The sequence below is a fragment of the Kosakonia oryzendophytica genome (assembly GCF_900094925.1).
Lineage (GTDB): Bacteria > Pseudomonadota > Gammaproteobacteria > Enterobacterales > Enterobacteriaceae > Kosakonia > Kosakonia oryzendophytica.
Window position 1 is genome coordinate 74,998 of the sequence record NZ_FMAY01000001.1, and the last position, 23,906, is coordinate 98,903.

The window sequence follows — 23,906 nt, forward strand, 5'->3', positions numbered from 1 at the left end:
TATAGTGAATTAATGCTCCCCACCGGAAATAAGAAATTATTATGATGCGAACCGTAGATATCAACTCCGATATAGGAGAAAGTTTTGGACCATGGGTAATCGGCGACGGTGTTGACAATGAATTAATGACGATAATAAGTTCCGCCAATATTGCCGCTGGCTTTCATGCTGGCGACCCCAATATTATGCGCCGAACCGTTGAGGCAGCGAAAAAAAATGGCGTCGCGCTTGGCGCTCATCCCGGATTCCATGATTTACAGGGGTTTGGCCGCCGATATTTATCCATCCCAACAGAAGAACTGGTTAACGATATTATTTATCAGTTGGGGGCATTACGCGAATTCGCTCGTTTATATGCGTTGCCGTTGCAACATATAAAACCCCACGGCGCATTGTATATGTACCTGGCGCGGGATGAAGCGGCAGCACAGCATTTTGTCTCCATCCTGCATCAACTCGACGCCGAACTTTACCTCTACTGTATGGCGAACTCGGCGGTCTGGCAGGCAGCTCAACGGCTGGGACACCCGGTAATTACTGAGTTTTATGCCGACAGGGAGTATGACGATCACGGGTTTATCGTCTTCACCCGCAGCACGGGTCGCCTCAGCGTGCAGGCGATCACAGAGAAAGTGTTAATGGCCTGCCTGGAGGGGAAAGTGAAAACCGTGACCGGCAATATCATCCCTGTGCGTTTCGATTCAATTTGTATCCACAGTGATACACCTGGCGCACTGGAAATTATCAGTTCGGTAAAAAAGGCGCTGGTGAACAATGGCATTACCGTCTGTTCACCGGTCGCAAAGAAATAAGACCCGCTTATCTGGAGAAAAATACAATGTCTGATATTGAGGTTATTTCACCGTTGCCAGGTGTTTTTTATCGGCAGCCATCACCGGAAGCCCCACCCTTTGTTGAGACCGGAGATAAAGTCACACCGGATACGGTAATTGGTTTAATTGAAGTCATGAAGCAGTTCAGCGAAATATTCGCCGAGACCCGAGGAACAATAACCGCCATCACCATACAAAATGGTGATGCCGTCGAACCCGGACAGGTTCTGGCCATAATAAAAACCGATAACGAATAAGCGCAGCGGAGGAGATATGGCGGGGAAAATAAAAAAACTCCTGGTTGCTAACCGTGGAGAAATCGCGGTGCGTATTATTCGTGCTGCGCAAACACTGGGGATCCCAACGGTAGCGGCTTGTAGCGAGGCTGACAGTGAAAGCCTCGCTGCCACTCTGGCCGATGAGGTGTGCATTATTGGCCCGGCGCCAGCTGCACGCAGTTATCTTAATATCAACGCACTACTGGAAGCCGCAGCACAAAGCGGCGCGAATGCTATTCATCCCGGTTATGGTTTCTTGTCGGAAAACGCCCAGTTTGCCGAGCGGGTGGAACAGGCCGGGTATATTTTCGTCGGACCGGATGCGCAAACCATCCGTGTGATGGGGGATAAAGCCGCCGCGCGCCGCACTGCAGCAGACGCGGGCGTACCTGTTGTGCCGGGCTCACGGGTGCTGGAAACGGTGCAGGCGGCGCAGATTCGTGCCGGAGAAATCGGTTATCCCTGTCTGATTAAAGCGGCCGCTGGCGGCGGTGGGCGCGGGATCCGCGTGGTCGAGGATGACGAGGCGCTGGCGCGTGAATTCCCTGTCGCTCAGAGTGAATCGAAAGCCGCGTTTGGCTCCAGCGCCGTCTACCTCGAGCGGTTTATCGCTCGCGCACGGCATATCGAAGTGCAGATCTTGGGTGATGGTGAACAGGTGATCCACCTGTTTGATCGCGAATGTTCGTTGCAGCGCCGTCGGCAGAAAATCTTTGAGGAAGCACCCTCGCCCGCCCTGCGTCCTGACCAGCGTGCCGCGCTTTGTGACAGCGCGGTGCAACTGGCACGGCACTTACGCTACCGCGGTGCAGGCACGCTGGAATATCTGTTTGATGAAACGCGCGGCGAGTTCTGGTTCATCGAAATGAATACCCGTATCCAGGTGGAGCATCCGGTGACTGAAATGGTGACGGGCGTCGATCTGGTGCAATGGATGCTGCGTATTGCCAACGGTGAGTCGCTGACACTGGCGCAGTCGGATGTCCGTCTGAGCGGTAGTGCCTGCGAAATGCGCATTAACGCCGAAGATCCTGAGAAGAATTTCTTTCCCTGCCCGGGGCTAATAGACGGCGTGGTGTGGCCGGGAGGCGAAGGGATCCGCATCGACAGCCATGTTTTCAGCGGCTACCGCGTTCCGCCCTGGTATGACTCCTTACTGGCCAAAGTGATCGCCTGGGGCGCGGACCGCCCCCAGGCACTGGCTCGCGCACGCCAGGCGCTCGATACCCTTGAACTTCGTGGCATCAAAACCACCGCGCCGCTTCATCAATGGCTGCTGCAACATCCGAAATTGCAAGCGGGTGAATTCACCACCACCACCCTCGAGCAGTGGCTTGCGGAACGCGACCGTGCCTCATCGGCTCAGATACAGGAGATCCGTCGCTATGGTCAGTAACCCGATTCGCTACTCGTTTGGCGGAGATGAGCACCTCTTTGCCGAAATTGAAGAGTCCATGTCGTTAAGCGCGTTTTTCCGCGGTCTGACGCTGACACGGGCGTTGGAAGCATGCCAGCTTCCCGGCGTACTGGATATTTGCCTTGCTAACGCCTCTTTCCAGGTGCGTTTCAACCCGGATGAACTCCCGCCCGACACCCTGCTTGCCAGACTACAGACGCTGGAGGCCGACAGTGACGGCGACAGCACGCTGGCGACGCGCATTATTGAAGTCCCGGTGCTGTACAACGACCCATGGACACACGAGACGTTAATGCGTTTTCGCGATCGTCACCAGGCGCCGGAAGGAAGCGACCTCGATTATGCCGCCCACATCAATGGTTATACGGATAAAGATGCGTTCATTGCCGCACACAGCGGGACGCCATGGTTCGTGTCGATGGTGGGTTTTGTTGCCGGGCTGCCGTTTATGTATCAGATGGTCGGGCAGGAAAAACAGTTGCAGGTGCCGAAATACTTGCGCCCACGTACCGATACACCGGGTTTGTCTCTCGGTCATGGCGGCTGTTTCGGCTGTATCTACTCCGTGCGAGGCGCGGGGGGATACCAGTTGTTTGGCATCACACCGATGCCCATTTACGACCCGGCGCAGCGTCTGCCGTATCTGCAAAGCGAAATGGTGTTTTTCAAAGCGGGAGACATTGTTCAGTTTCGGGCGATCGACCGCCAGACCTATGACGACATCCGTGAACAGGTGAAAAACGGCGTATTTTCTCCGCGCATTCGCGATGTGACGTTTGTGCTTGCCGACTTTCTTGACGATCCACAGGGTTATCCGCAGCAGTTGAAAAGGGGGCTGTATGACCATCAATGTGATTAAGCCCGGCCTTGCCACCACAGTGCAGGATAGAGGGCGTGAAGGGTATTACCACCTCGGGATACCGCCCTCCGGTGCGCTGGATCCCTACTCGATGCAGATGGCGAATCTGTTGGTGGGAAACGCGGTGGATGATGCCGTGCTGGAGATGACGCTGCTGGGGCCGGAGCTCCATTTTTCCGTCGACGCGCTGGTGGCTGTGTGCGGCGCGTCGATGACGCCGATTATCGACAATCAACCGGCCGCTACGCACACCGCGTTGTATATCCGCGCCGGGCAACATTTGCGCTTTGCGTCTGCGCGCCAGGGATGCCGTGGCTACCTGGCTATCGCTGGCGGCATTGATGTGCCGCGCGTCCTGGGTAGTCGCTCAACCTATACGCTGGGTGCGCTGGGAGGTTTTCAGGGGCGTCGGCTGGCGGCGGGTGACGTGTTAAACACTCACCCGGTCAACGAAGCGCGTTCCCGCCGGGAAGGTAACACCGTTCCCGACGCGTTACTGCCGGTACTGGAGAAATCCGTCACCCTGCGATTGGTGCCGGGTCTCTATATTCATCGCCTGACCCCAGCGGCAGTAGACACATTCTTTGCTGACAGCTGGCATGTGAGCACCGAAGCCGACCGGACAGGCTACCGCCTGAAGGGCGGACAACCCCTGGCGTTCACGCCGCGGACGCCGCCGTTTGGCGCGGGCTCCGATCCTTCCAATATTGTCGATGCCTGTTACCCGATTGGCTCGGTGCAGGTGCCGGGAGGAGTGGAACCGATTGTTCTGCTGCGCGATGCGGTGTCGGGCGGCGGTTATATGACGCTGGGGACAGTTATCAGCCCCGATCTTGCCATTCTTGGTCAGCTACAGCCGAATCAACACGTTCGCTTTATGCCCGTCACGCTGGAGGAGGCGCTGGTTGCCCGCCGTCAGTCTCAGCAGCGGCTGGCGCAGTTAGCGAACGCGTTGCGTTAACCCTGCCAGGGGCATCGCCCCGTGGCATCACTCTTTGGTTATTGCGTGTTTCAGGAGGTTGCTATGGCTTCAGCTCCACAATCCCGCGCTGCGGATAATGTTGATCGGTCAGCGCTGCCGGAACCGGTGCGCATGGGAAAACTCTCCCTCACGATGGCCTGGTGGGCGGTGTGCAGCGCCGTGTTTTACATAGTGGTTGGCGCGTCTCTGGCACTGACCTACGGCGCGGTTAACGCCATTATTGGGATGGCATTATCCGTTGTTTCATACGGTTTGATTAACAGCGTTATCAGTCGCTTCGCCATCCGTAGCGGCTTGTCTGTCGCCCAGTTCTCACGCCGCCTGTTCGGGCGTATGGGCGCATCACTGGCGACGCTGATCTTCTTCTCCACGGCCATTTATTACGCCGTGTTTGAAGGCTCCGTTATCGCCTTTGCCATTAACCATCTCTTTCCGGGCGTGGTCTACTGGGCGGCGGCAGCGCTGGTGGTGCTTTACAGCGTGCCACTGATTTTCGGCAGCGTTCAGCACTGGCTGGATAAATTTAACGGCGTACTGCTGCCGTTCTATCTACTGGGGTTACTGGCGACGATCGTCGTTTCGGTGATGCACTACGGCTACCAGGCAAACTGGCTCCAGTATGGCCCGGCCAATCCTTCTCCGTGGGGCTGGTGGAATTGCTTCACCTATTACATGGGCGTCTGGGTATTAATGATGTACACCTTCGATTACGCCCGGTTTGGTCGCGAAGAAGACAGTAAGTACCATGCACGTTTCAACTTCGGCATGCCGTTCTATCTGGTCACGTTTTTCCTCAATGGCGTGGCGGGTATTTACCTCGCCAGCAGCCTTCGCGATGCCGGGGCACTCAGCGAAACTGCGGTAGTTGTCGCGATTTTAAACCTGCTGGGGATAGCCGGGTTGGGATTTGTTTGGGTAACGCAGACGCGAATTAATACCGCCAACTATTATCTCGCCACCGTCAATATGCAGGTCTTTTTCCACAGTTTGTTTAACCTGAAGTTGCCCAAGCTGGTCTGGGCATGCGTGGTAGGTGGGGTGGTGTATATCCTGATGCTGGCGGATGTGTTCGCCTGGTTGTTGCAAGCGCTGGCCTATCAGGGTGTTTTCGTGGTGGCCTGGGTGGGCGTGGCATTGGCAGGAATTGCCCATAACGTGCCGCCCGATCACGAACACGTCGCCATCAATCCTGTGGGGGTGGGGGCGTGGTTTATCAGCGTAGCGCTGGGGATTGTATTAATGCAAGGACCCGCCTCATTCGCCGCGTTTTCGGCAGTGGCCACATTTGTCTCCGCCTGCGGTTTATACACGCTCTTTAGCCAGTGGGCGCGGGTGAGCGTCAATAAACTGCCGAAGCCCCGACGTCCGGCCAGCGTTCGCCGCTGATCGATAATTGGCAGTACAGTAGAAAAGCAAAAAGCCTGCTCGTAAGCAGGCTTCTTAAATTTGGCTCCTCTGACTGGACTCGAACCAGTGACATACGGATTAACAGTCCGCCGTTCTACCGACTGAACTACAGAGGAATCGTCTGAACGGGGCGAATATTAGCGGTGCCCCCTGCCCTTGTCAAAGCCTGAATTCACATTTCAGTGCGTTTGCCGAATTATTCTCCACTCTGTGCAGAAAGAGGGCGTTGCGCCGGCGTTTTCTGCGGCTTCGGATACTTCCACAGCCAGCGCCCGCTGACCATACGCCAGTAAAACAACACGCCGCGCACCGCCCAGTCGAGGAACATCCCCAGCCAGACCCCGATGACGCCCATGCCGAGCATGATCCCCAGCACGTACCCCGCCACCACGCGGCAACCCCACATACCCAGCATCGACACCCACATAGCGAAACGGGCGTCACGTGCGCCTTTCAGCCCGGCAGGCAACACCCAGGAGGCCGCCCAGATTGGCATAAATGCAGCGTTAAGCCACAGAAGCACTTTAACCACCTCTTTTACATCCTCTTCCCGGGTGTAAAACGAGGCGAACAGCCCTGCAAAGGGTGCCGTCCCCCAGGCAATCGCCGTCAGAACAAGCGTTGAAAGCCAGAACACATGCCGCAATTGCCGTTCCGCCTGCGCGATCTGCCCTTTGCCCAGCCGTTTGCCGGTGATAATGGTCGAGGCAGAACCGAGGGCGTTGCCCGGCAGGTTGATCAGTGCCGCCACCGAGAAGGCGATAAAGTTACCGGCGATGACGTTGGTGCCCATCCCGGCGACAAACATTTGCGTCAGCAGTTTGCCGCCGTTAAACAGCACAGACTCGATGCTGGCGGGAATGCCGATGCCCATCACTTCCCAGATAATGGCGAAGTTAAGTTTCTCGAAGTAACTTTTGAGCGAGATACGTAGCGCCGGGTTAAACCCAATCATCAACACCCAGATAATCGCTACCGCACCAATATAACGGGAGACCGTCAGCCCCAGCCCTGCACCGGCGAAGCCCATGCCTTTCCAGCCAAACAGACCGTAAATCAACACGCTGCTGATCAGAATATTGAGGATGTTCATCCCGCCGTTAATCAGCAGCGGGATTTTGGTATTGCCCGCCCCCCGCAGCGCGCCGCTGCCGATAAGCGCAATGGCCGCCGCCGGGTAGCTAATGACAGTCAGTTCCAGGTAAGTCAGCGCCAGTGCTTTCACCTCCGGCGTGGCCGACCCGGCGATAAAATCAACAATTTGCGTGCCAAAGGCGTGGATAACCGCCGCCAGCACAATGGCAAATAAGGTCATGATAACCAGCGATTGCCGCGTGGCCGCCCTCGCCCTTTCCGCGTCGAGTTTACCGAGGCTAAAGGCCACGACGACCGTGGTACCCAGATCGATAGCCGCAAAAAAAGACATCACCACCATGTTGAAGCTGTCTGCCAGGCCAACACCCGCCATCGCTTCTTTACCTAACCAGCTCACAAGGAAAGTACTGAGCACGCCCATCATCAGGACGCAGGTGTTTTCCAGAAAGATAGGTACGGCAAGGGGGGTGATTTCTCGCCAGAGCAGGACACGGTAACTCTTACGCTTTTTGTACCAGGGGGTGCGCATGACAGCCTGGCGCAGGGTGGTGACGACGTTCAAAATTTTCCTTAGCACAAAGGGTGAAACCTCATTTCAAATAATGGGGGAGAAACCCTGATCCTGCAAAGCATTTCCTGAGAAATCGTTGCTTATTGCGGCAAACTGTCGAGGGAAGCAGCAGACAAACGCGCTGAGCTAAAATGAGGTTTGACAAATGTTTTTTCGCCGCTAAGATAAGCCTCCACAACGATTCCTCTGTAGTTCAGTCGGTAGAACGGCGGACTGTTAATCCGTATGTCACTGGTTCGAGTCCAGTCAGAGGAGCCAAATTTAAGAAGCCTGCTTACGAGCAGGCTTTTTGCTTTTCTACGTCATCACATTTCCGTATCCTCTGGCCGTTGCGAACCCCGCCACGAAACCGTATGGTGAAAGTCCCCTGCCCGTTGGGTTGTCATTGCTTTGTATGTTGAGGAAAAATGGACGCTTTATTTGTCTATGGGACGCTTCGTCCAGGCCATGCTAATGCGCATATTCTGGAAAATATCGGCGGCGAGTGGTTGCCAGGTTATGTAACGGGTACGTTTTACGCGCGTGGCTGGGGCGCCGCTGCGGATTTTCCGGGAATTGTGCTGAATAACGATGGCGCGCAGGTGCAGGGTTATCTGTTTTTATCCGACAACCTGGAGGCACACTGGCCAATGCTGGATGAATTTGAAGACGGCTATGATCGCGTCGAAGTGACGGTAACCACGGTAGATAACCGACACGTCACGGCGTGGATTTATCAGTTACAGCCAGCGGTGTAGCGATATCCAACTTAGGTGATTTACATACATGATGGATATGAAGCGTTTGATTATTTCACTCTTGCTGATTTCTCCGGCCGCCCTTGCCACCGATGAGTTGTCGTCGCCTGAAAGTACAGCCCTCATTTTTAATCGATGGTATATCGGGCCGCTTTAATCACGAGGCCTTAGCAAAGGCCTCGTCGCAGGACGGACATGAATGACGCTTGCGGGCCTGAGATATCCTTGCGGATAACCCTCATCTTTATTTCATCCAGTAATTCAGCACCACAGCGCACGTCCCGTTTGCGGCAATTGTCATGAGCAAATTGGGCTGGTTATTTTCACTGGTACAAATCGGAACAATATATACCAGCGAGTTTTTGGCCGGTCTTTGCGATTGTCCATTCATCACCACATGACCGCCAAGCGCATTTTGAGGGCAGACGGCACCCGTGGCACTATGAACACCGGGGTCGAAACCACATTTTTCTCGGTATATCGCTATCCAGGACTTATTATCAATTTTGGGATCATTGGTTGAGCCAATAACATTTAAGAATTGTTGTCCTTGATTCCAGGTGGTGATGCTATTAAAGGTCGATCTCACTTGCATGTCAGCAGGTGGTACGGATTTCACCTCACTGGTTGTTTGCGTATTTTGCGTATTTACTTTTGCACTACTTGTTTTTTCTCCGGTTTGCGATGAACTACAACTGCTCAGTGCTATAACAACCGCTAATAATGTAAATAGCTTTTTCGTTTTCATACGCCCCTCATATCTCAACAGATTAAGGATAACAAATGAATATATTCACTACATTTAAAAGCAGACGAACGTGTAAAGCGCGATTTCGGTACACGTATTTTCAGCACGAGTCATATTGCAGAGTCGCGCAGGAATTCTGGCAAGCAGATAATCATTTGCCGATGCTTTAATGGTAAATGGTGTGTGTAGTCTTCCGTGGGAATAAATTTCAGCCCAATATCTCCTCTGATCTGTTTTTTATAAAATCAGGTTTATATCAGATTCAGGATATATGCCTGACCCCCTTCGCTTTGTGGTTAAGTTTTCTGTTTTAATGCAGCAAAAATCACATTACTTTATGCACAAAAATGCAAACTTAACATTTTTTTGCAATTCAAATCACAAATCCCATGACAATATCTGCTCCGGAAGTACCCGGAAAATCTTCTGAGGGATTTCAACAGTATGCTGAAACGGGCCGAATCGCCCACGCTTTCTGACTGTTCAGGTGTGGCCTGGCACGCCGGACACGAGGTACCAGAACGCCTCGCTTTTGACCAACGTGTGACTTTTATTCCAGAGTACACCCGCAGTCATACCAGCACTTAAGCGTGCTGTCGCCCCCTTGTCAGGGTCGTGTCGCCTGTCTGTCGTGTTCGTTGAGGGGCAGATGTGCGAATATGTCTCTGTCAACAATCAGCGGGAAGTATCAATGGACATGGGTGAAAAGGTGAAAGAGTATCGGCTCAGAAATGCCTGGTCACAAGAGCAACTGGCTGAGCTGGCCTCTCTTTCAGTACGAACAGTGCAACGTATAGAAAATGGGCATAAACCCGGGCTGGAAACGCTCAGCGCACTGGCCTCCGTATTTAATGTCAACGTTTCTGAACTGTCCGGAAACATGACGCAGGCGGAGGAAACGCTGGATACGCGTATCAGTGAGGCCAGGCTCCGCGTTGAACAGGAAACGCGTTTTTATCGTGCACTCATTATTGCCCTGTTTGTCTGCAGCGTGCTGATGGTGGTCAATTATCTCTCCTCGCCAGGGAGCTACTGGTCTGTGGTGGTGACATTCATATGGGGTTCGCTTATTGCCTTTCGCGCCCTGAGGATCTTTGTCTTAAAAGATCGCATCGCCACGTGGCAACAAAAAAGAGTACAGCGCCTGCTGCGAGAAAAGAACGACCTTTCAGGCCGGGAAAAATAATCAGCAGTGAATAATGGCTGATTAATTCATTTTTATTTGCATAGCCGGGTTATTTTTACAGCCCGGCAACAGTTACGCCTAATCGACGAGGTGAAAACATGTCTTTTTTTCCGTATATCCAAAACACGCCTGTCTGGGTGTGGATCCTTTTTATTTACCTGCTTCATCGCGGTATTAACGCCCTCTTCGACAGAGAAATGCGGCCGGGCAGATTGTTCTTTCTTCCGGTGTTTTTCCTGCTTTGGGGAATATATGGCATCACGCATGAAATATTTCATCCTGAGCTGAGTTTGTTCATGATGATAATTGGCGCACTGGTAGGCATTGCTGTTGGATATCTAATATGGCGCTCACAACCGCCGCTCAAATATTCTGATACGCCGGGGCTCATTATTCGCGCCGGAACACCGTTAACCCTGGGGTTAATCATCATTGCATTTAGCCTTAAATATGTATTGACCGCAACTATTTATCTTCATCCCGAATTACGTGAAGCGCAGTCGTTTAGTCTTCTCTTCGGATTACTTACGGGGTTTGTCGACGGTATTTTCTGGGGAGGAACGCTAAGGGTATTTGTGCCGTGGTATAAAAAAGATCGCCTGCGCAAACACACGCCAATTTAACCCTCGGGCTGTGGCGCAACACGCAAAAAAAGACGACAGTGAGGTGTCGTCTAAAAGTGGAACATCGCGAGCCCCTGTCAGGGTCATGGGAGCCTTCTTATGATGTCTGTTCAGTTCACTGCCAGCCGCAGACCTAAATCTTCCGGATAGGGGGCAAAGTAGTTCTGTTGCAACAGATAGCGATCCGGGTACTCACCCAGGTAGTGTTTCAGTAGCGTCAACGGCGCCAGGATAGGCAGCAACCCGTTGCGGTAATGAAGGATCACGTCGCGCAGTTCGCCCCGCTGTCGGCTGTTCAGATGTTCACGGAAGTACCCCTGAATGTGCATCAGCACATTGGTGTGGTTTTCCCGCGAGGCGGTTTTTTTCAGGATCGCCATCAGCTTTTCACGGTACGCCACAAAGAAGGCGTCCAGATCTTCCCACTCGTGCAATGAGGCAACAAACGGCCCAATCTTGCGGTAGCCCGCCTGATGGTGAGCCAGCAGTTGAAGTTTGTAGCGGCTGTGGAAGTCCAGCAACGCGCGGCGGGTCAGGCCGTTAGCCCGCAGGGTGTTAAGTTCATGGAGCGCAAAAACACGCTCCACAAAGTTTTCCCGCAGCACCGGATCGTGCAGGCGACCATCTTCTTCGACCGGTAACCACGGGTACGCTTCGAGTAGCGCGCGGGTAAACAGCCCTACCCCCTCTTTACGCCCGCGATTGCCCTTTTCATCGTACAGACGCACGCGCTCCATGCCGCAGCTTGGCGACTTGGCGCAGACGATAAAGCCCGACAGCGCGCCCAACCGGGGGAGATACGTGTCGGTAAATGCGGCCATTTTTTCCGTCACATCATCGTGTGGCGCATGGCTGAAGCGCATCCGGAAATCGCCGTCGCTGGTCTGAACCAGGCGCAATGCCGGGCGAGGCACAGGCAGACCGATGGCCATTTCCGGGCAGACAGGCTGGAAAGCCACCCATTGCCCGAGGCCGTCCATCACAAAGCCCATGCGTTTATGGCCACCGTCAAACCGAACAGCAGAGCCGGTTAAACAGCCGCTGATCCCAATAACAGGTTGCGTGTTCATGGCGATCTCCTCTTACTGCGCTTGTCGGGTGAAGAACAGCGTGACCGTTGCAACGGTAATGCCGAATTTCTTCATCCTGGTTTTATTAAAAAGATGTGTGCCGTCCTGCAGATACATCCAGTCATCAAAATGAAGCAGCCAGGTGCTGCCATTGGCTTTTACGTTCATGCTATAGCGCCAGTGAAAGGCATTGCCTGCCGCCTTGCCGGTTGCGATACCGTCAATGTCGCTTGCCGTACCTTCGTAGCGGCCATCTGCCGTGCGGCGGATGTGCCACACGCGCTGCTGCTTTTCGCCATCGTCATAGACGAAGCGCTCATTCAGCGTCAGCGTCTCGCCAACCGCGTTGCCGTCGATCTCCACGTGGAAGCGACGCAACTGCTTACCGCTGCGATCCTGCACCATCCCCCACGCCTCGGTTTTCCCGGCGAAATAACGAAAAATATCCAGCGAAGGTTGCTGCTGTCGGTAGTCATCAACTTCCGTGCTACAGCCTGTCAGCAGCATCAGCAGCGCCAGGCCAAGTGTCAGGATGCGTTTCATTTTTCACCTCCGATCAACTGGTTACGCAATTGTGGGTATTGCGTACGGGAATCGAGCCAGATGGCCAGAAAGCAGCGACTGAACGCTTCGGACTGGCGCTCGCCAAGCGGGGTAAAGCCTTTTTGCGCCGCAGATGCGCGATACCAGAACTGCCCCTGCTTATCGCTAAGCACAAAGGCCAGTTCAGCGCCCGGTGTGACGTCAGGCCAAAGGGCACGCAGCATTCGCAACCAGGCTCCGCTTTGTGGCTGATGCTCCAGAATCCCCTGCGCCTGCCACTGTTCACGGGTGGCATCGACCAGCGCATTGCGATCGATGTCACGCTGGTAGGTGATAATCAGGGCCTGCTCCTGTTCCGGCCCGTGATAGCGGCCATCCGGTGTGAGCAACCGGGAGGTGTAGACGGTAAAAGGCCCCCAATAGAGCGTCGCATCACCGACTTTTTGCCAGTTAAACCAGTCGGCGGCACTGACCGCCGGGGCCACCAGCGTCATCCATAACAACGCCAGTAACGAGCTTCTCATGATCGCTTCCCCATAAAAAGATGGAAAAACAGCATGATCACGAGCCAGCCGGAGGCCATCCAACTCACCACGATGAAGGTCGGTTGCAGAAAGGTGATGGCACCCAGACGTTCGCCGATCACATACGCGACCGGACCAACAAGGGTCGCCAGCAACATCAGTAGTACCCCCGGCAGCGTCGTGGTGCAGGTCAGGCGTGTCCAGACGGTGGCAAACATCAGCCACAGCGCCGCCATCCATAGCGGTAGCAGCGCATCGCCGTCAAAGTGAATAAGCCCCGTCCACGCCCATAACGTGTCGAGTCCACACCCCGCAACGGCGAGCAACAAAGCATGAAGACGGTGTGCAGGCGATAACATCATGCAGGCGAGGATCGCGAGGGCAAGCCACAGATACAGGCCGCGTTCACGAAACAGCACGACCAGCGTCCAGTAGAGATCGAACGCGACAGTCAGCAGAAAAACCTGCACATAACGTTTCATACCCGCTCCGCCGTCAATTGCACCACGCTGATCGTACGTGCGTTAAACCCGGCTTCGCAGTAGCCGAAGTAGTAGAGCCACATACGGCGGAAGCGGTCATCAAACCCTAATTTTTCGATATCGGGCCAGCCATTGAGAAAACGTTGCCGCCAGTGTGCCAGCGTACGGGCATAATCTGGCCCCATGTCGAACAGGTTGCGGACAACAAAATCGGTGTGCCGCGTCATCAACTCACTCATCGCGGTGATGCTCGGTAAAAAGCCGCCGGGGAAGATATAGCGCTGGATAAAATCAACGCTTTTGCTGTAGTCACGGTAACGTTGATCCTGAATGGTGATGGCCTGAATCGCCATTTTCCCACCCGGACGTAACCGTGCCTGGCAGGTGCGGAAGAACGCAGGTAGATAACGTTTTCCCACGGCTTCAATCATCTCGACAGAGACCAGTTTGTCGAACTCGCCGGTCAAATCACGGTAATCGCACAACAGCACCTCGACACGATCCTGCAACCCTGCACGGGCAATGCGTGCGGTTGCCCAAGCGTACTGCTCCTGTGACAGCGTGGTAGTGGTGACGCGGCAGCCATAGTGACGGGCAGCATATTCCGCCATCGCCCCCCATCCGGTACCAATTTCCAGCAGGTGATCGCTGGCTGTTAACGCCAGTTGTTCGCACAGACGAGCCATTTTTGCCTGCTGGGCCTGCGCGAGATCCTGATCCTCTGCGGTAAACAGCGCGCTGGAGTAAAGCAGGTCTGCATCCAGAAATTGCGCGTAAAACGCATTGCCCAGATCGTAGTGAGCGGCGATGTTCTCCCGCGCCTGCTTGCGGTGGTTGCGCCGCGTCCAGTGTCGCAGTCGCTCAATGGGTCTGCCAAACAGCTGAAAACCGCTTTCCAGGCGCCCCAGCACCTTGCTGTTGAGTGCCAGGATCTGCAATAACGCCGTAAGCTGATTCGTCTGCCATTCGCCATCTATCCAGCCTTCAGCGGCGGCAAGACTTCCCCCCGTGAGCAGACGCCAGTAAACCCCTGGCACAAGGATCTGCACATCGGCGCGCAACGCAGCCGACGCATCACCAAAATGAAAGCTCTGCGCCCCATCCCGCACCGTGAGCGAGCCTTGACGAATACCACTTAGCAGGCGGAAGAGCACCCATCGCGCGATGCGGACGTTGCGCGAAAGTTCGGGTTCAAGCGCAAAGGCGGGATCGGTCATGGGCGTTCACTCCTGCTAACGGGGTGGTTATAGAGCGGCACACGCTTAAGCCATAGCCGTAGCGCCTGCCAGTAAATGGCGAAGACCGTTTTCAGCGTCATCAACGGAATGCGAATCAAGAGAGACGTCAGGTTTGTGCGCGTCAGCGGCTCGCGGTTCAGCAGCAACGTGGCGTCAAACACTTTTGACTGTTGGTGATTCTCGATGTGCATGCGCAGTACATTGCCAGGGCTGTTGAAGCGCCAGTGGTAGATCATGTCCATCGGGTTAAAGGGGGAGACGTGAAACGCTTTTTCCAGTGGACTCGCCTTGTCATCGACGGCGTAGTAGTGACGCTCGTTCCACGGGGTGTTGCGCACTTCCGCCACGACCCAACGCAGGGTGTCCGTATGGTCATAGCAGTAGTAAAAATTGACCGGATTAAAGTGGAACCCAACGTAACGCAGTTGAGTCAGCAACATGACGCGGCCATCCGGGCGTTCCCCGGTCAGGCTTTCCAACTGGTTAAGGACATTTTCTTTAAGCGGTACGCCCAACGGGTAATCCGCATCGCAGAAAGCGGCAGCGGCAAACCGGTTACGGCGGATCCCCACGGCTGGGAGCAAATCGAGCTCATCCAGATCGAGCCATGCCATAAAAACGCGATAGCAAAACTGGTGCATTTTCGGCTGGAGTCGACGATGGCGTAAAACGCCCTGATACAGGCAGCTGTTCATCTCAGTTGCCCTCCCCGACAGCTATTCCTTTCACCACATCCAGTGCGCTGCGCACGCCATCTTCGTGAAAACCGTTATACCAGTACGCCCCGCAATACCAGCTCCGTCGGTGACCGTTAATCTCACCGCGACGCGCCTGAGCCCGCCAGCTTTGGGGGTTAAAGAGTGGGTGCTCATAGACAAAGCGCTGCCAGACATAGCGCGCGTCGACCGGCGAGTCCGGATTGAGGGTGACACAGAACAAGGGGCTGCCTTCAGGCAGACCTTGTAAGATATTCATGTTGTAAGTGACACAGGCACGATCCTGATCCCGTTCGCTCAGACGATAGTTCCAGCTTGCCCAGGCGCGCTCACGTACCGGCAGCCAGCGCGGATCGCTGTGCAAGACCACCTCATTGCGCTGCCAGCCAATAGCGCCCAACACTTCACGCTCGGCAGGTGCAGGATCGACCAGCATCGCCAGTGCCTGTGCCGAGTGGCAGGCGAAGATCACCTGGTCGAAGCGCTGCTCTGACGCATCAAGCCGGATCGTAACGCCGTCGTCATGGCGCAAGACCTGCTGCACCGGCGTGTTTAGATGTAACGTCAGGCGGTCGCCCAGTTGCGCCAGCAAGGCGCGGATATACTCACGTGAGCCGCCAGGCACCACATACCATTGCGGGCGATCGGCAATATCCAGTAAACCGTGGTGCTCAAAAAAGCGCAAAAACAGCGGTAGCGGGAAGCGACGCATCTCTTGCAGCGACGATGACCAGATGGCAGCCCCCATCGGCAAAATGTAGTGGCGCGCAAAAAAGTGGCTGAAATGGTGCTGTTCAAGGAAGCTCTGCAAGGTGGCATTCTCGTTCACACCCGATCGCAGCGCCTGTTTTGCCAGCCGATTAAAACGCACGATCGCGTTCAGCAGTCCCCAAAATGCCGGGTTAACGAGATTGCGACGCTGCGCAAACAGCGAGAGGAGCGTATGCCCGTTATATTCCAGGCCACTCTGTGGGTTATGAACCGAGAAGCTCATCTGCGTTTTTTGCCCATTGATGCCCAGTTCGCTGAGCAGGCCCATAAAGCGCGGATAAGTGCGATCGTTATAAACGATAAACCCGGTATCAATGGCATACGTACCCTGCGGTGTGGAGACATCCACCGTCGCGGTATGCCCTCCCACTGTCGGTTCTGCTTCAAAAATCGTGACACGATGATGCCCGGCTAGGCGCCAGGCACAGGTCAGCCCGGCAATACCGCTTCCGATAATGGCAATGTTCATGAGCGCACCATCCTGCGCAGCAACACGCGCTGGAAACATTCAGGTAGCCCCGCCAGCAGGCGCAGGAGCAGGCTGAACCCGGTCGGAAAAGCGATGTGATTTTTCCCTTTCGCCAGGCCGCGACGGATGGCTTTCACAGCATCATTGACGCTTACCTGGCCAGGCATGGCGAAATCATTTTTGCGGGTCAGCGGGGTGTCCACAAACCCAGGTGAGACAACCGTGACGGTTATCCCTTTGGGTTCCCAGTCCAGTCGCAGGCTGTTAGCAAACCAGGTGAGCGCAGCTTTAGATGCACCGTATGCTTCGGCCCGGGGAAAGGGCAACCAGTGCGCCATTGAACTGACCAGCACCACGCGGTTTCCGGCAACGAGCTGTTCTTGTAGCGCAGCCAGGCAGTTTACTGGTCCCAGCACGTTGGTAGTCAGCACCCGTTCCACCAATGCAGCATCCACCACGCCGCGATTGAAATATTCACACGTACCCGCGCAGAGAATGACCAGATCGGCATAACATTGCGCCAGCGCCTGGCGACAGGCCTGCGGATCGGTCATGTCGAACAGGCGTACCGTGATATTCGGGCTGTACTGATGGAGTGCTTCCAGTCGCAGCGGATCCCGTCCGCACGCAATGACGCTATGGCCATCATCGGCCCAGGATTTTGCCAGCCCTTCCCCGATGCCGGAGCTGGCACCCGTGATGAGGACGGTCATCATGAGCGCACCCTCCTTTTCACGCCACGAATGGCCCAGCTCAGCAAAGGAAGATGTTCGTAGATCATCTCCCCCGCATCGTAGTAATCACGCTGGCGAATAATCAGGTTGTCCTGCACCTCCACCATGGAGCACCCACCAAGCGCAAGCGCCTTCCCGGCGGAAATGCGTGGATGTGACCAGTGCATCGTCCAACTGACGGCATAACGCTCCCCCTCGCAGACCGGAACGTCGATGGAAAAGCGGCAGTGCTGCACATTAACCAGCAGCCGTGTGAAATACCGCTGGATCGCAACCAGTCCCCGATGCTCACCAAAGGGATCGATGAGTTGAGCGTCCGGGTGATAGAGCGTCGTCAGCGCCGAAGGGGGCTGGTTATCCAGCCCGGCGTAGTACTCAACAAACCGGTTGATGACGGAGGAGAGTGTGCTCATGAGTTTCACCAGGGTTCAGAACAACAGAGTAATCGCATAATTTAAACTTACACAATTACTTTTATTTGTCCAAGTTTTGGTGAAAATATTTTTTATATGTAATAATTATCAATAAGTTATTTATTGTTGCTTTGTGCAGTTGTTTTGCTTTTTTTACGCACACAGCCGTCTTCCGCTCACACGAAGGTTGAGTGGGAAACAGGTGCCGCGTGGGGAAACGGAATCAGAGAGGGATGACGTCCAGGGAAACAACCTGCTGCTGCCAGAGTTCAATCTGCTTTTTGCGCGCAGCGGTGAGTTTGCCGGTAGTGACCAGCAGCCATTTTCGTTCCGGGAAGATTTCAGGCGCAAGCGTGGCAGGCGGAACAGGAAGCACGTCAATGCGGTGGCCCTGCCCGGTACGGGTGAGCGCTTCAAGCCAGATTTCACACGGGTCGGTAAGGTGCCAGCCGGTGATCAGGTAATTATCCCCCGGCGCTTTTTTATCCCCTTCAAGGCAAAACGAGGTGTAGGAGATAATGATGCCGTCGAGCACTTCACGCAGGGTCATCATGGCTGGAATGTTAGCCGAGACTTTACTGCGCAATGGGCGCAAAACTTCCGTGACCAGTTCCGGGCGAGGATATTCGCGGCCTGAGTCGTAGATCAGCTGGCGCAGGGACTCGATTTTGCCCTCTTTCAGCCGCTGTAACATGCTCTCTTGCAGGGTGAGCCAGTTGTTTGTTCTGCGCGCACCGGGCCGTGCCAGCAGGGGTTTCACCTGGCTGACTGGCACCCCTTTTTTCACCCAGTCGAGGATTTTGAGCGCCTGCTGAACATCATCATCGCTGTACAGCCGATGGCCTCCCTCTGTGCGCAGCGGTTTGAGCAGGCCGTAACGACGCTGCCAGGCGCGTAGCGTGGTTGCGTTAATCCCGCAAAGCTGGGCAAATTCACCGATGGAGTAAGACATGGGTACGCCTGATAACAAAGAATACTCTCAATATACTACGAATATTTCCGGTCTGGATGAAGTGCGCCCTGCTTGCGCTACACTTTACGCCCAACTGTGCAAATGAAAGGAGTTCTCATGAAGCTATGGCCTGTGGTGACCGGCGTTGCTATCGCCCTGACGCTGGTTGCCTGCAAATCCCCAACACCGCCGCAAGGCGTTCAGCCCATTACCGGGTTTGATGCCCGTCGCTATCTGGGAAAATGGTATGAAATCGCCCGTCTGGAAAACCGCTTCGAACGCGGCCTTGAACAAGTGACCGCTACTTACGGCAAGCGTCGTGATGGCGGCATTAGCGTGCTTAATCGCGGGTACGATCCGGTGAAGAAAATATGGCGTGAGAGCGAAGGAAAAGCCTACTTCACCGGCACGTCCACCACAGCCGCGCTGAAAGTGTCGTTCTTTGGCCCGTTTTACGGCGGCTATAACGTGATCAAACTGGATGATGATTACCAGTATGCGCTGGTCAGCGGCCCTAACCGCGACTATCTGTGGATCCTGTCACGCACACCAACCCTTCCGGAAGCGGTAAAACGCGATTACCTCAACACTGCGCGAAGTCTGGGCTTCAGGGTCGATCAACTGGTGTGGGTAAATCAGTAACGCTGTGTGCAAAAGCAGTGTTGGCAGAGACGCCGTGCTTTTTAATACTCACGCTTCTGGTCTGAAATGACTCGTCAGGAGGAAAGTCATGCCCGCTCTGCGCGAGAAGCGGAAGCTCGCTGTTGTTTCTACCAATGTGACGACATGATTTGATTCGCTATGAAGCAGCACACTGAATTGGCTGCCTGGACAGAGGTTATACCGGAGCAGATAAATTATCAGTCATCCAGGAAACTGCCAGGACAAGAATCTAATGAAACGCTACTTCAGACGACGGGAAAATGAGCGGGTACCAGTGATTGGTTACATTAGTTTAAGCGACGCAACCCGCGAAATAACGGACCACATCATTGGGTATTACAGCGTTCTCCGGGCGTATAAATAATACGGTGGGTTACCACCAAATACATCGGAAAAAAGCCACTGGAAAACCTTAACACAGTGGCCAGTTTTATTAACCGCTACAAAGAGTATCTCTATGTCGACTGCACTGGCACTGAATGTATAGATAGATTAACCGATATTAATTATCGCGCAATTTAAAAGCAAATGGATATACATAAATAAGGTATCTGTTCTGGTAATTTACGCAACCAAGCGTTTGACCTATACAATTAACGGGCTATTTTCACCTCTCCACACAATCGCAACATAACCTCGACACCGCCTCCACTTTCATTTGTTAACTTTCGGAGTCAAATCATTTGAAAGGAGAGAGTGCAGATGTTTCCACGAAACGAAACTCGATTCGTTCTATTTCCTGGCTGCCAATACATGCTGATTGGATTTAACAATAATAAAGACAAAACTACGATTCTTCTCCTGTATACCGGTAGCAATAATACTGACTTAAAAAAATCAACCAATATCCACTAGCTTACTGACCAAATCGACAATGCCATACGTCTTATAATCTGGCTGGCGGCAATTTCTTGGGGCTTAATTATCGGCACGCCAGGTTCCCGTTGGCTTGCTTTTTAAAGGAAAAATAATGAACAAACAAAGGATCCTACTAGTCGAAGATGATGATGAAATCGCTGCTGTTCTTAAGGCATATCTGGAAAAAGCACAATTTTGTGTGGAGCATGCTGAAAATGGTGTAATTGCACTTGACCGTTTTCGCATGACACAACCCCAGTTAGTTATTCTCGATGTCCGCATGCCCGGCTGGCAAGTATTAACTGCATTACGTCAGAGTGAGAACACGCCAATAATAATGCTAACGGACGACGACGATTATATTGACAAGCTTTCGTCACTCGGTACCAGTGCGAATGAGCACATTGTGAAACCCTTCAACCTTGCAGAAGTCGTGGTACGCACAGAGGCTATCCTGCGCCGCACAACACACGATAATGAGCAGCACGTCATTTTATCCAGTCGCTCAATCGAGATAAATCTCGCCAGACATCGGGTGAGGATACGCCCGACAAATCTGGAGATTGCTCAATGGCTAACAATGACCGAATTTCGTCTTTTAACGCAATTCGTCCGTGAGCCGGAGCGTGTTTATAGCCGTGATGAATTGATAGAGACTTGTATGTTGAAAGGCAACACGCTACCCCGCACTGTTGACAGTCATGTCAGTAAACTGCGCAGAAAGCTTGAGGAAGCCGGAGCAGCGAATTTATTGAAAAGCGTCCGTGGTTTTGGCTACCGTCTGGGTGAAAAGAAGTGGCTAAAGGACTCAGCAAACAACTGAACATGCTTATGGATGCCGGATACGCTGAGTTTAAGGAAAACAGTTATGATCTTACTCGAAAATTCCCGCACAGCATAACTCCGGAAATAGCCAAGATAACATGTAAAGAACATGATAAAAGGCCAAAAATGAGCATCTAATATGAAAAGCTGGGCAGCGAAAAATTCATCACGTCCAAATGTGGCGCTGCTTCTTTTTATATTGAAACACCGCATTCATGAAAAGCACTGATACAATTTTAAGGCTTCGGTTTAGTGCTAACTTCAGTAGCAAACTCAATTAAAGGATACTCTATTTGCTTTTTGGCATACACACTCTGCAAAGCTGAGATATTAAAATGAATAATCATAATGAGGATTACTTATAATACATCATCAATTTGAGTGTGGTTCGTGAGCATGAAAATGAGATGACAATATAGCAAGAGTAATTTTTGGTAAAATACTCAAACGGATTATCGAATACGCATAATAAGCAAGCAGCAAAAATATAGAACTCAATGAGCTGGTGTTATAGTCAAAGGAGTAAGTGCATTTATAATTATATAACTCAGCAATGAAATATAGCCACATTTTAATGTTCGTGGTGCCGGGTGCCTCCCGGTGAGCCTTTGGCCAGTTCCCGCACAAGCTCGCGTTTATCATGGCTGTTATCTTCAAACTGTTACGCCCCTCCGCTTAGGGGGATTCACCACCTTTTGTTTATATATTATAAAATATAATTCCCAAAGTTTTTTATGCTTAAACATCTTTCAACTCATCATTTGTTTACGTTTTATTTAATTTCAACACCCCACCAAACCAAGAAAAAACCCAACTATAGCAAATACAAAAACGCTCCCAAGGAAGGTAATATTTATTATTTTTCTGATCTTACGTTTATGCCTTGTTTAATATGTGTAGATTTTATTTTTGCACAAAAAATTAATTACAGAGAGACTAAAGTTTATAATTAAAGGGCCGATGACTTACTCGACCAATACCAAGCCTGGAATTGGCTAAATAAATTAAAAAGGAGAATTCACATGTCCGTTATTAATACGAACACGTTATCGCTAATGACTCAGAATAACCTGACTAAATCTCAGTCCTCTCTGGGATCGGCGATTCAGCGACTATCTTCCGGCCTGCGTATTAACAGCGCTAAAGATGACGCGGCTGGCCAGGCGATAGCTAACCGTTTCACTTCTAACATCAACGGTCTGAATGTTGCTGCCCGTAACGCGAACGACGGTATCTCTCTGGCGCAAACCGCTGAAGGCGCGCTGGGCGAAATCAACAACAACCTGCAGCGTATCCGTGACCTGACTGTTCAGGCACAGAACGGTTCCAACTCTGCGTCCGACATCGACTCCATCCAGGCTGAAGTTAACCAGCGTATGGAAGAGATCAACCGTGTGACCACCCAGACCGACTTCAACGGCATCAAAGTGCTGAACACCGGTTCCGGCAGTAGCACTTATAACTTCCAGGTCGGCGCGAAAGACAGCGAGAAAATTGGTATAGACATCAGCTCCAGCGACAGCTACAACCTGGCTGCGGCAGGCACTTCCGGTGCCGCGCTGAATACTAAAACAATGGCTTCCGGTGATACCGTTAACGGTATCCAGCGCCAGACTCAGGCTGTAGGTTTCGACGTTCTGCACGGAAAAGTCACCGGCGGTGCAGCTGGTTCAGCTTCCGGCACCACGCCGCTGGCTGACATCGATGCGGCAATCAAATCTGTTGACTCCCAGCGCAGCTTGCTGGGGGCATCCCAGAACCGTTTTGAATCCACAATCACAAACCTAAAAAATACGGTGAACAACCTTTCTTCCGCACGCAGCCGTATTCAGGATTCTGACTACGCAACAGAAGTGTCAAATATGTCCCGCGCACAGATCCTGCAGCAAGCAGGTACTTCAGTTCTGGCTCAGGCTAACCAGGTTCCACAGTCGATGCTGTCCCTGCTGCGTTAATCACAAAATAGCTTATTACCGAAACCGCCTTTATGGGCGGTTTTTACTATTAGCAGGACTGAACACGGCACGGTAGATTCATGCTGTCCGCCGATGAGTCATCACTAAAATGTGAAGGAATGAAAGCACATCAGGAGCGCTGCGGGGATGCAAATTTTGCAGCAATCATTTCAGATGTGGGCTGTATCCCTCCAAGACTCCACTGTTCCGGTTCATGTTCGTCGATCCGGATCCATACTGAACGGCGGAATTCAGGATCGCCTTTCCCCTCAATTTCAACAATAAGGTCAGTCATTCGACGCAGCAGCTCATTTTTTTGCTCCGCATTCATTATTCCTTTCATGGTTTGCACATTTACGAAGGGCATTGTATTCTCCTTAAATAACTGAGTCTTAAAATCATACCCAGATTAAAAGGCAAATACATATATGTCAAAAGATAAATCATTACCGTACTTGTTGCCTGAGCTTTGCGGGCTTGCTGCGGCGGCAGAATTCCTTGGCGATCAATGGGTTTTGTTGGTTCTCAGGGAGGCGTTTTACGGGGTCACTCGCTTTGAAACTATACGTGCTCATACAAAAATCACGAAGCAGACATTGGCAAACAGATTAAAAAAAATGACTGAACTCGGCCTGCTTTGCAAAATCCCCTATCAAGAAGAAGGGGCACGTGAACGGTATGAATATGTTCTCACCGAAAAAGGTCGCAGCCTTGCGCCGATTCTGATCTCCATGATGGAGTGGGGTCATAAAAACATATTGCACGACTCACCGCATATTGCCTTATCGGATAAAGAAAGCGGAGAAGTACTGCATAGCGCCTTTGTCACGGCAGACGGTAAGGTTGTTGATCCAAAAAACATTCAGATAATCGCGTTTGAAAGCCAATCCGGAAAGGAGCGGATAAGTGACATAGGCAAAATATAAGAAAGCCGACTCTGCTGAGTCGGCTATTGTT

Annotated in this window: 27 protein-coding genes and 2 tRNA genes; 14 read left to right on the forward strand and 15 right to left on the reverse strand. The window is 52.8% G+C overall.

Annotation, left to right across the window (positions count from 1 at the left end; translation table 11 throughout):
- The first annotated feature begins 41 nt into the window (after nucleotides 1-41).
- The 6 genes from GA0061071_RS00355 (at nucleotide 42) to GA0061071_RS00380 (ending at nucleotide 5,755) form a co-directional block, all read left to right on the forward strand.
- Nucleotides 42-812: a 5-oxoprolinase subunit PxpA gene (locus tag GA0061071_RS00355; RefSeq protein WP_209446691.1), complete on the forward strand. Its 771-nt coding sequence runs from the start codon at nucleotides 42-44 to the stop codon at nucleotides 810-812.
- A 26-nt stretch (nucleotides 813-838) separates the two neighbouring features.
- Nucleotides 839-1,090, forward strand: coding sequence for an acetyl-CoA carboxylase (locus GA0061071_RS00360; protein WP_088237995.1), 252 nt, complete (start codon nucleotides 839-841; stop codon nucleotides 1,088-1,090).
- Nucleotides 1,091-1,106: 16 nt separating this feature from the next.
- Nucleotides 1,107-2,507 (forward strand): acetyl-CoA carboxylase biotin carboxylase subunit, encoded by a 1,401-nt coding sequence (locus GA0061071_RS00365; protein ID WP_088237996.1) that lies wholly within the window; start codon nucleotides 1,107-1,109, stop codon nucleotides 2,505-2,507.
- Nucleotides 2,497-3,387 carry a 5-oxoprolinase subunit B family protein gene (locus GA0061071_RS00370; protein ID WP_061494237.1) on the forward strand — a complete coding sequence of 297 codons (891 nt, stop codon included), beginning with the start codon at nucleotides 2,497-2,499 and terminating at the stop codon, nucleotides 3,385-3,387. The genes GA0061071_RS00365 and GA0061071_RS00370 overlap by 11 nt, the downstream gene beginning before the upstream one ends.
- The gene (locus GA0061071_RS00375; protein ID WP_088237997.1) at nucleotides 3,368-4,348 is read left to right on the forward strand and encodes a 5-oxoprolinase subunit C family protein; all 981 of its coding nucleotides are present in this window, start codon (nucleotides 3,368-3,370) and stop codon (nucleotides 4,346-4,348) included. Before GA0061071_RS00370 ends, GA0061071_RS00375 begins: the two co-directional genes overlap by 20 nt.
- Nucleotides 4,349-4,411: 63 nt before the next feature.
- Nucleotides 4,412-5,755 carry a purine-cytosine permease family protein gene (locus GA0061071_RS00380; RefSeq protein WP_088237998.1) on the forward strand — a complete coding sequence of 448 codons (1,344 nt, stop codon included), beginning with the start codon at nucleotides 4,412-4,414 and terminating at the stop codon, nucleotides 5,753-5,755.
- A 61-nt stretch (nucleotides 5,756-5,816) separates the two neighbouring features.
- Here the strand turns inward: GA0061071_RS00380 and GA0061071_RS00385 are convergent.
- From GA0061071_RS00385 to GA0061071_RS23735, 3 genes are all read right to left on the reverse strand, one after another.
- A tRNA-Asn gene (locus GA0061071_RS00385) sits at nucleotides 5,817-5,892 on the reverse strand.
- A gap of 80 nt (nucleotides 5,893-5,972) precedes the next feature.
- Nucleotides 5,973-7,448 carry an EmmdR/YeeO family multidrug/toxin efflux MATE transporter gene (locus tag GA0061071_RS00390; protein ID WP_088237999.1) on the reverse strand — a complete coding sequence of 492 codons (1,476 nt, stop codon included), beginning with the start codon at nucleotides 7,446-7,448 and terminating at the stop codon, nucleotides 5,973-5,975.
- A 74-nt stretch (nucleotides 7,449-7,522) separates the two neighbouring features.
- A complete protein-coding gene (locus tag GA0061071_RS23735; RefSeq protein WP_369407387.1) occupies nucleotides 7,523-7,618 on the reverse strand; it encodes a DUF5951 family protein in 96 nt (31 codons plus the stop codon).
- A gap of 6 nt (nucleotides 7,619-7,624) precedes the next feature.
- Between GA0061071_RS23735 and GA0061071_RS00395 the strand changes: the two genes are divergently transcribed.
- Together GA0061071_RS00395 and GA0061071_RS00400 are read left to right on the forward strand one after the other, a co-directional pair.
- Nucleotides 7,625-7,700: transfer RNA gene (locus tag GA0061071_RS00395), tRNA-Asn, on the forward strand.
- 149 nt (nucleotides 7,701-7,849) lie between these two features.
- Nucleotides 7,850-8,179: a gamma-glutamylcyclotransferase family protein gene (locus tag GA0061071_RS00400; RefSeq protein ID WP_088238000.1), complete on the forward strand. Its 330-nt coding sequence runs from the start codon at nucleotides 7,850-7,852 to the stop codon at nucleotides 8,177-8,179.
- Nucleotides 8,180-8,423: 244 nt separating this feature from the next.
- Here GA0061071_RS00400 and GA0061071_RS00405 read toward each other — a convergent pair whose 3' ends face one another.
- On the reverse strand, nucleotides 8,424-8,927 hold the full coding sequence (locus GA0061071_RS00405) for a hypothetical protein (protein WP_139109637.1): 504 nt from the start codon (nucleotides 8,925-8,927) through the stop codon (nucleotides 8,424-8,426).
- A 691-nt stretch (nucleotides 8,928-9,618) separates the two neighbouring features.
- Between GA0061071_RS00405 and GA0061071_RS00410 the strand changes: the two genes are divergently transcribed.
- Together GA0061071_RS00410 and GA0061071_RS00415 are read left to right on the forward strand one after the other, a co-directional pair.
- Entirely contained in the window at nucleotides 9,619-10,113 is a 495-nt protein-coding gene (locus tag GA0061071_RS00410) for a helix-turn-helix domain-containing protein (RefSeq protein WP_088238002.1), read from the forward strand.
- Between the two features lie 98 nt (nucleotides 10,114-10,211).
- A complete protein-coding gene (locus GA0061071_RS00415; RefSeq protein WP_088238003.1) occupies nucleotides 10,212-10,736 on the forward strand; it encodes a DUF6622 family protein in 525 nt (174 codons plus the stop codon).
- Between the two features lie 110 nt (nucleotides 10,737-10,846).
- On the opposite strand, the gene GA0061071_RS00420 is transcribed toward GA0061071_RS00415, so the two are convergent.
- From GA0061071_RS00420 to GA0061071_RS00465, 10 genes are all read right to left on the reverse strand, one after another.
- Nucleotides 10,847-11,806 carry a YbgA family protein gene (locus GA0061071_RS00420; RefSeq protein WP_061494220.1) on the reverse strand — a complete coding sequence of 320 codons (960 nt, stop codon included), beginning with the start codon at nucleotides 11,804-11,806 and terminating at the stop codon, nucleotides 10,847-10,849.
- A 12-nt stretch (nucleotides 11,807-11,818) separates the two neighbouring features.
- On the reverse strand, nucleotides 11,819-12,349 hold the full coding sequence (locus GA0061071_RS00425; RefSeq protein WP_061494219.1) for a DUF3833 domain-containing protein: 531 nt from the start codon (nucleotides 12,347-12,349) through the stop codon (nucleotides 11,819-11,821).
- Entirely contained in the window at nucleotides 12,346-12,873 is a 528-nt protein-coding gene (locus GA0061071_RS00430) for a hypothetical protein (RefSeq protein WP_088238004.1), read from the reverse strand. Before GA0061071_RS00430 ends, GA0061071_RS00425 begins: the two co-directional genes overlap by 4 nt.
- On the reverse strand, nucleotides 12,870-13,355 hold the full coding sequence (locus GA0061071_RS00435; RefSeq protein WP_088238005.1) for a DUF2878 domain-containing protein: 486 nt from the start codon (nucleotides 13,353-13,355) through the stop codon (nucleotides 12,870-12,872). The genes GA0061071_RS00430 and GA0061071_RS00435 overlap by 4 nt, the downstream gene beginning before the upstream one ends.
- Complete coding sequence (locus tag GA0061071_RS00440; protein WP_088238006.1) at nucleotides 13,352-14,572, reverse strand: SAM-dependent methyltransferase; 1,221 nt, start codon at nucleotides 14,570-14,572, stop codon at nucleotides 13,352-13,354. The genes GA0061071_RS00435 and GA0061071_RS00440 overlap by 4 nt, the downstream gene beginning before the upstream one ends.
- Complete coding sequence (locus tag GA0061071_RS00445) at nucleotides 14,569-15,288, reverse strand: DUF1365 domain-containing protein (RefSeq protein WP_088238007.1); 720 nt, start codon at nucleotides 15,286-15,288, stop codon at nucleotides 14,569-14,571. Before GA0061071_RS00445 ends, GA0061071_RS00440 begins: the two co-directional genes overlap by 4 nt.
- A 1-nt stretch (nucleotide 15,289) precedes the next feature.
- Nucleotides 15,290-16,549: an NAD(P)/FAD-dependent oxidoreductase gene (locus GA0061071_RS00450; RefSeq protein ID WP_088238008.1), complete on the reverse strand. Its 1,260-nt coding sequence runs from the start codon at nucleotides 16,547-16,549 to the stop codon at nucleotides 15,290-15,292.
- Complete coding sequence (locus GA0061071_RS00455; RefSeq protein ID WP_088238009.1) at nucleotides 16,546-17,265, reverse strand: SDR family NAD(P)-dependent oxidoreductase; 720 nt, start codon at nucleotides 17,263-17,265, stop codon at nucleotides 16,546-16,548. Before GA0061071_RS00455 ends, GA0061071_RS00450 begins: the two co-directional genes overlap by 4 nt.
- The gene (locus GA0061071_RS00460) at nucleotides 17,262-17,696 is read right to left on the reverse strand and encodes a nuclear transport factor 2 family protein (protein WP_088238010.1); all 435 of its coding nucleotides are present in this window, start codon (nucleotides 17,694-17,696) and stop codon (nucleotides 17,262-17,264) included. The genes GA0061071_RS00455 and GA0061071_RS00460 overlap by 4 nt, the downstream gene beginning before the upstream one ends.
- A gap of 223 nt (nucleotides 17,697-17,919) precedes the next feature.
- Nucleotides 17,920-18,648 carry a MerR family transcriptional regulator gene (locus GA0061071_RS00465; protein ID WP_061494211.1) on the reverse strand — a complete coding sequence of 243 codons (729 nt, stop codon included), beginning with the start codon at nucleotides 18,646-18,648 and terminating at the stop codon, nucleotides 17,920-17,922.
- Between the two features lie 117 nt (nucleotides 18,649-18,765).
- Here GA0061071_RS00465 and GA0061071_RS00470 point away from each other — a divergent pair, with 117 nt between their 5' ends.
- From GA0061071_RS00470 to GA0061071_RS00480, 3 genes are all read left to right on the forward strand, one after another.
- Nucleotides 18,766-19,290, forward strand: coding sequence for a lipocalin family protein (locus GA0061071_RS00470; RefSeq protein ID WP_088238011.1), 525 nt, complete (start codon nucleotides 18,766-18,768; stop codon nucleotides 19,288-19,290).
- Between the two features lie 991 nt (nucleotides 19,291-20,281).
- Complete coding sequence (locus GA0061071_RS00475; RefSeq protein ID WP_088238012.1) at nucleotides 20,282-20,992, forward strand: response regulator; 711 nt, start codon at nucleotides 20,282-20,284, stop codon at nucleotides 20,990-20,992.
- Between the two features lie 1,024 nt (nucleotides 20,993-22,016).
- The gene (locus GA0061071_RS00480; RefSeq protein ID WP_090269419.1) at nucleotides 22,017-22,949 is read left to right on the forward strand and encodes a flagellin N-terminal helical domain-containing protein; all 933 of its coding nucleotides are present in this window, start codon (nucleotides 22,017-22,019) and stop codon (nucleotides 22,947-22,949) included.
- A gap of 130 nt (nucleotides 22,950-23,079) precedes the next feature.
- On the opposite strand, the gene GA0061071_RS00485 is transcribed toward GA0061071_RS00480, so the two are convergent.
- Nucleotides 23,080-23,316: a tautomerase family protein gene (locus GA0061071_RS00485; RefSeq protein WP_088238014.1), complete on the reverse strand. Its 237-nt coding sequence runs from the start codon at nucleotides 23,314-23,316 to the stop codon at nucleotides 23,080-23,082.
- Between the two features lie 61 nt (nucleotides 23,317-23,377).
- Here GA0061071_RS00485 and GA0061071_RS00490 point away from each other — a divergent pair, with 61 nt between their 5' ends.
- Nucleotides 23,378-23,875, forward strand: a complete 498-nt coding sequence (locus tag GA0061071_RS00490) for a winged helix-turn-helix transcriptional regulator (protein WP_088238015.1) — start codon at nucleotides 23,378-23,380, stop codon at nucleotides 23,873-23,875.
- Nucleotides 23,876-23,906 lie beyond the last annotated feature (31 nt).

Excerpts from the sequence above, each read along its gene's own strand:
- GA0061071_RS00355 (WP_209446691.1), top strand. The coding sequence starts at position 42 with ATGATGCGAACCGTAGATATCAACTCCGATATAGGAGAAAGTTTTGGA.
- GA0061071_RS00360 (WP_088237995.1), top strand. The coding sequence starts at position 839 with ATGTCTGATATTGAGGTTATTTCACCGTTGCCAGGTGTTTTTTATCGG.
- GA0061071_RS00365 (WP_088237996.1), top strand. The coding sequence starts at position 1,107 with ATGGCGGGGAAAATAAAAAAACTCCTGGTTGCTAACCGTGGAGAAATC.
- GA0061071_RS00370 (WP_061494237.1), top strand. The coding sequence starts at position 2,497 with ATGGTCAGTAACCCGATTCGCTACTCGTTTGGCGGAGATGAGCACCTC.
- GA0061071_RS00375 (WP_088237997.1), top strand. The coding sequence starts at position 3,368 with ATGACCATCAATGTGATTAAGCCCGGCCTTGCCACCACAGTGCAGGAT.
- GA0061071_RS00380 (WP_088237998.1), top strand. The coding sequence starts at position 4,412 with ATGGCTTCAGCTCCACAATCCCGCGCTGCGGATAATGTTGATCGGTCA.
- GA0061071_RS00400 (WP_088238000.1), top strand. The coding sequence starts at position 7,850 with ATGGACGCTTTATTTGTCTATGGGACGCTTCGTCCAGGCCATGCTAAT.
- GA0061071_RS00405 (WP_139109637.1), bottom strand. The coding sequence starts at position 8,927 with ATGAAAACGAAAAAGCTATTTACATTATTAGCGGTTGTTATAGCACTG.
- GA0061071_RS00410 (WP_088238002.1), top strand. The coding sequence starts at position 9,619 with ATGGACATGGGTGAAAAGGTGAAAGAGTATCGGCTCAGAAATGCCTGG.
- GA0061071_RS00415 (WP_088238003.1), top strand. The coding sequence starts at position 10,212 with ATGTCTTTTTTTCCGTATATCCAAAACACGCCTGTCTGGGTGTGGATC.
- GA0061071_RS00420 (WP_061494220.1), bottom strand. The coding sequence starts at position 11,806 with ATGAACACGCAACCTGTTATTGGGATCAGCGGCTGTTTAACCGGCTCT.
- GA0061071_RS00425 (WP_061494219.1), bottom strand. The coding sequence starts at position 12,349 with ATGAAACGCATCCTGACACTTGGCCTGGCGCTGCTGATGCTGCTGACA.
- GA0061071_RS00430 (WP_088238004.1), bottom strand. The coding sequence starts at position 12,873 with ATGAGAAGCTCGTTACTGGCGTTGTTATGGATGACGCTGGTGGCCCCG.
- GA0061071_RS00435 (WP_088238005.1), bottom strand. The coding sequence starts at position 13,355 with ATGAAACGTTATGTGCAGGTTTTTCTGCTGACTGTCGCGTTCGATCTC.
- GA0061071_RS00440 (WP_088238006.1), bottom strand. The coding sequence starts at position 14,572 with ATGACCGATCCCGCCTTTGCGCTTGAACCCGAACTTTCGCGCAACGTC.
- GA0061071_RS00445 (WP_088238007.1), bottom strand. The coding sequence starts at position 15,288 with ATGAACAGCTGCCTGTATCAGGGCGTTTTACGCCATCGTCGACTCCAG.
- GA0061071_RS00450 (WP_088238008.1), bottom strand. The coding sequence starts at position 16,549 with ATGAACATTGCCATTATCGGAAGCGGTATTGCCGGGCTGACCTGTGCC.
- GA0061071_RS00455 (WP_088238009.1), bottom strand. The coding sequence starts at position 17,265 with ATGATGACCGTCCTCATCACGGGTGCCAGCTCCGGCATCGGGGAAGGG.
- GA0061071_RS00460 (WP_088238010.1), bottom strand. The coding sequence starts at position 17,696 with ATGAGCACACTCTCCTCCGTCATCAACCGGTTTGTTGAGTACTACGCC.
- GA0061071_RS00465 (WP_061494211.1), bottom strand. The coding sequence starts at position 18,648 with ATGTCTTACTCCATCGGTGAATTTGCCCAGCTTTGCGGGATTAACGCA.
- GA0061071_RS00470 (WP_088238011.1), top strand. The coding sequence starts at position 18,766 with ATGAAGCTATGGCCTGTGGTGACCGGCGTTGCTATCGCCCTGACGCTG.
- GA0061071_RS00475 (WP_088238012.1), top strand. The coding sequence starts at position 20,282 with ATGAACAAACAAAGGATCCTACTAGTCGAAGATGATGATGAAATCGCT.
- GA0061071_RS00480 (WP_090269419.1), top strand. The coding sequence starts at position 22,017 with ATGTCCGTTATTAATACGAACACGTTATCGCTAATGACTCAGAATAAC.
- GA0061071_RS00485 (WP_088238014.1), bottom strand. The coding sequence starts at position 23,316 with ATGCCCTTCGTAAATGTGCAAACCATGAAAGGAATAATGAATGCGGAG.
- GA0061071_RS00490 (WP_088238015.1), top strand. The coding sequence starts at position 23,378 with ATGTCAAAAGATAAATCATTACCGTACTTGTTGCCTGAGCTTTGCGGG.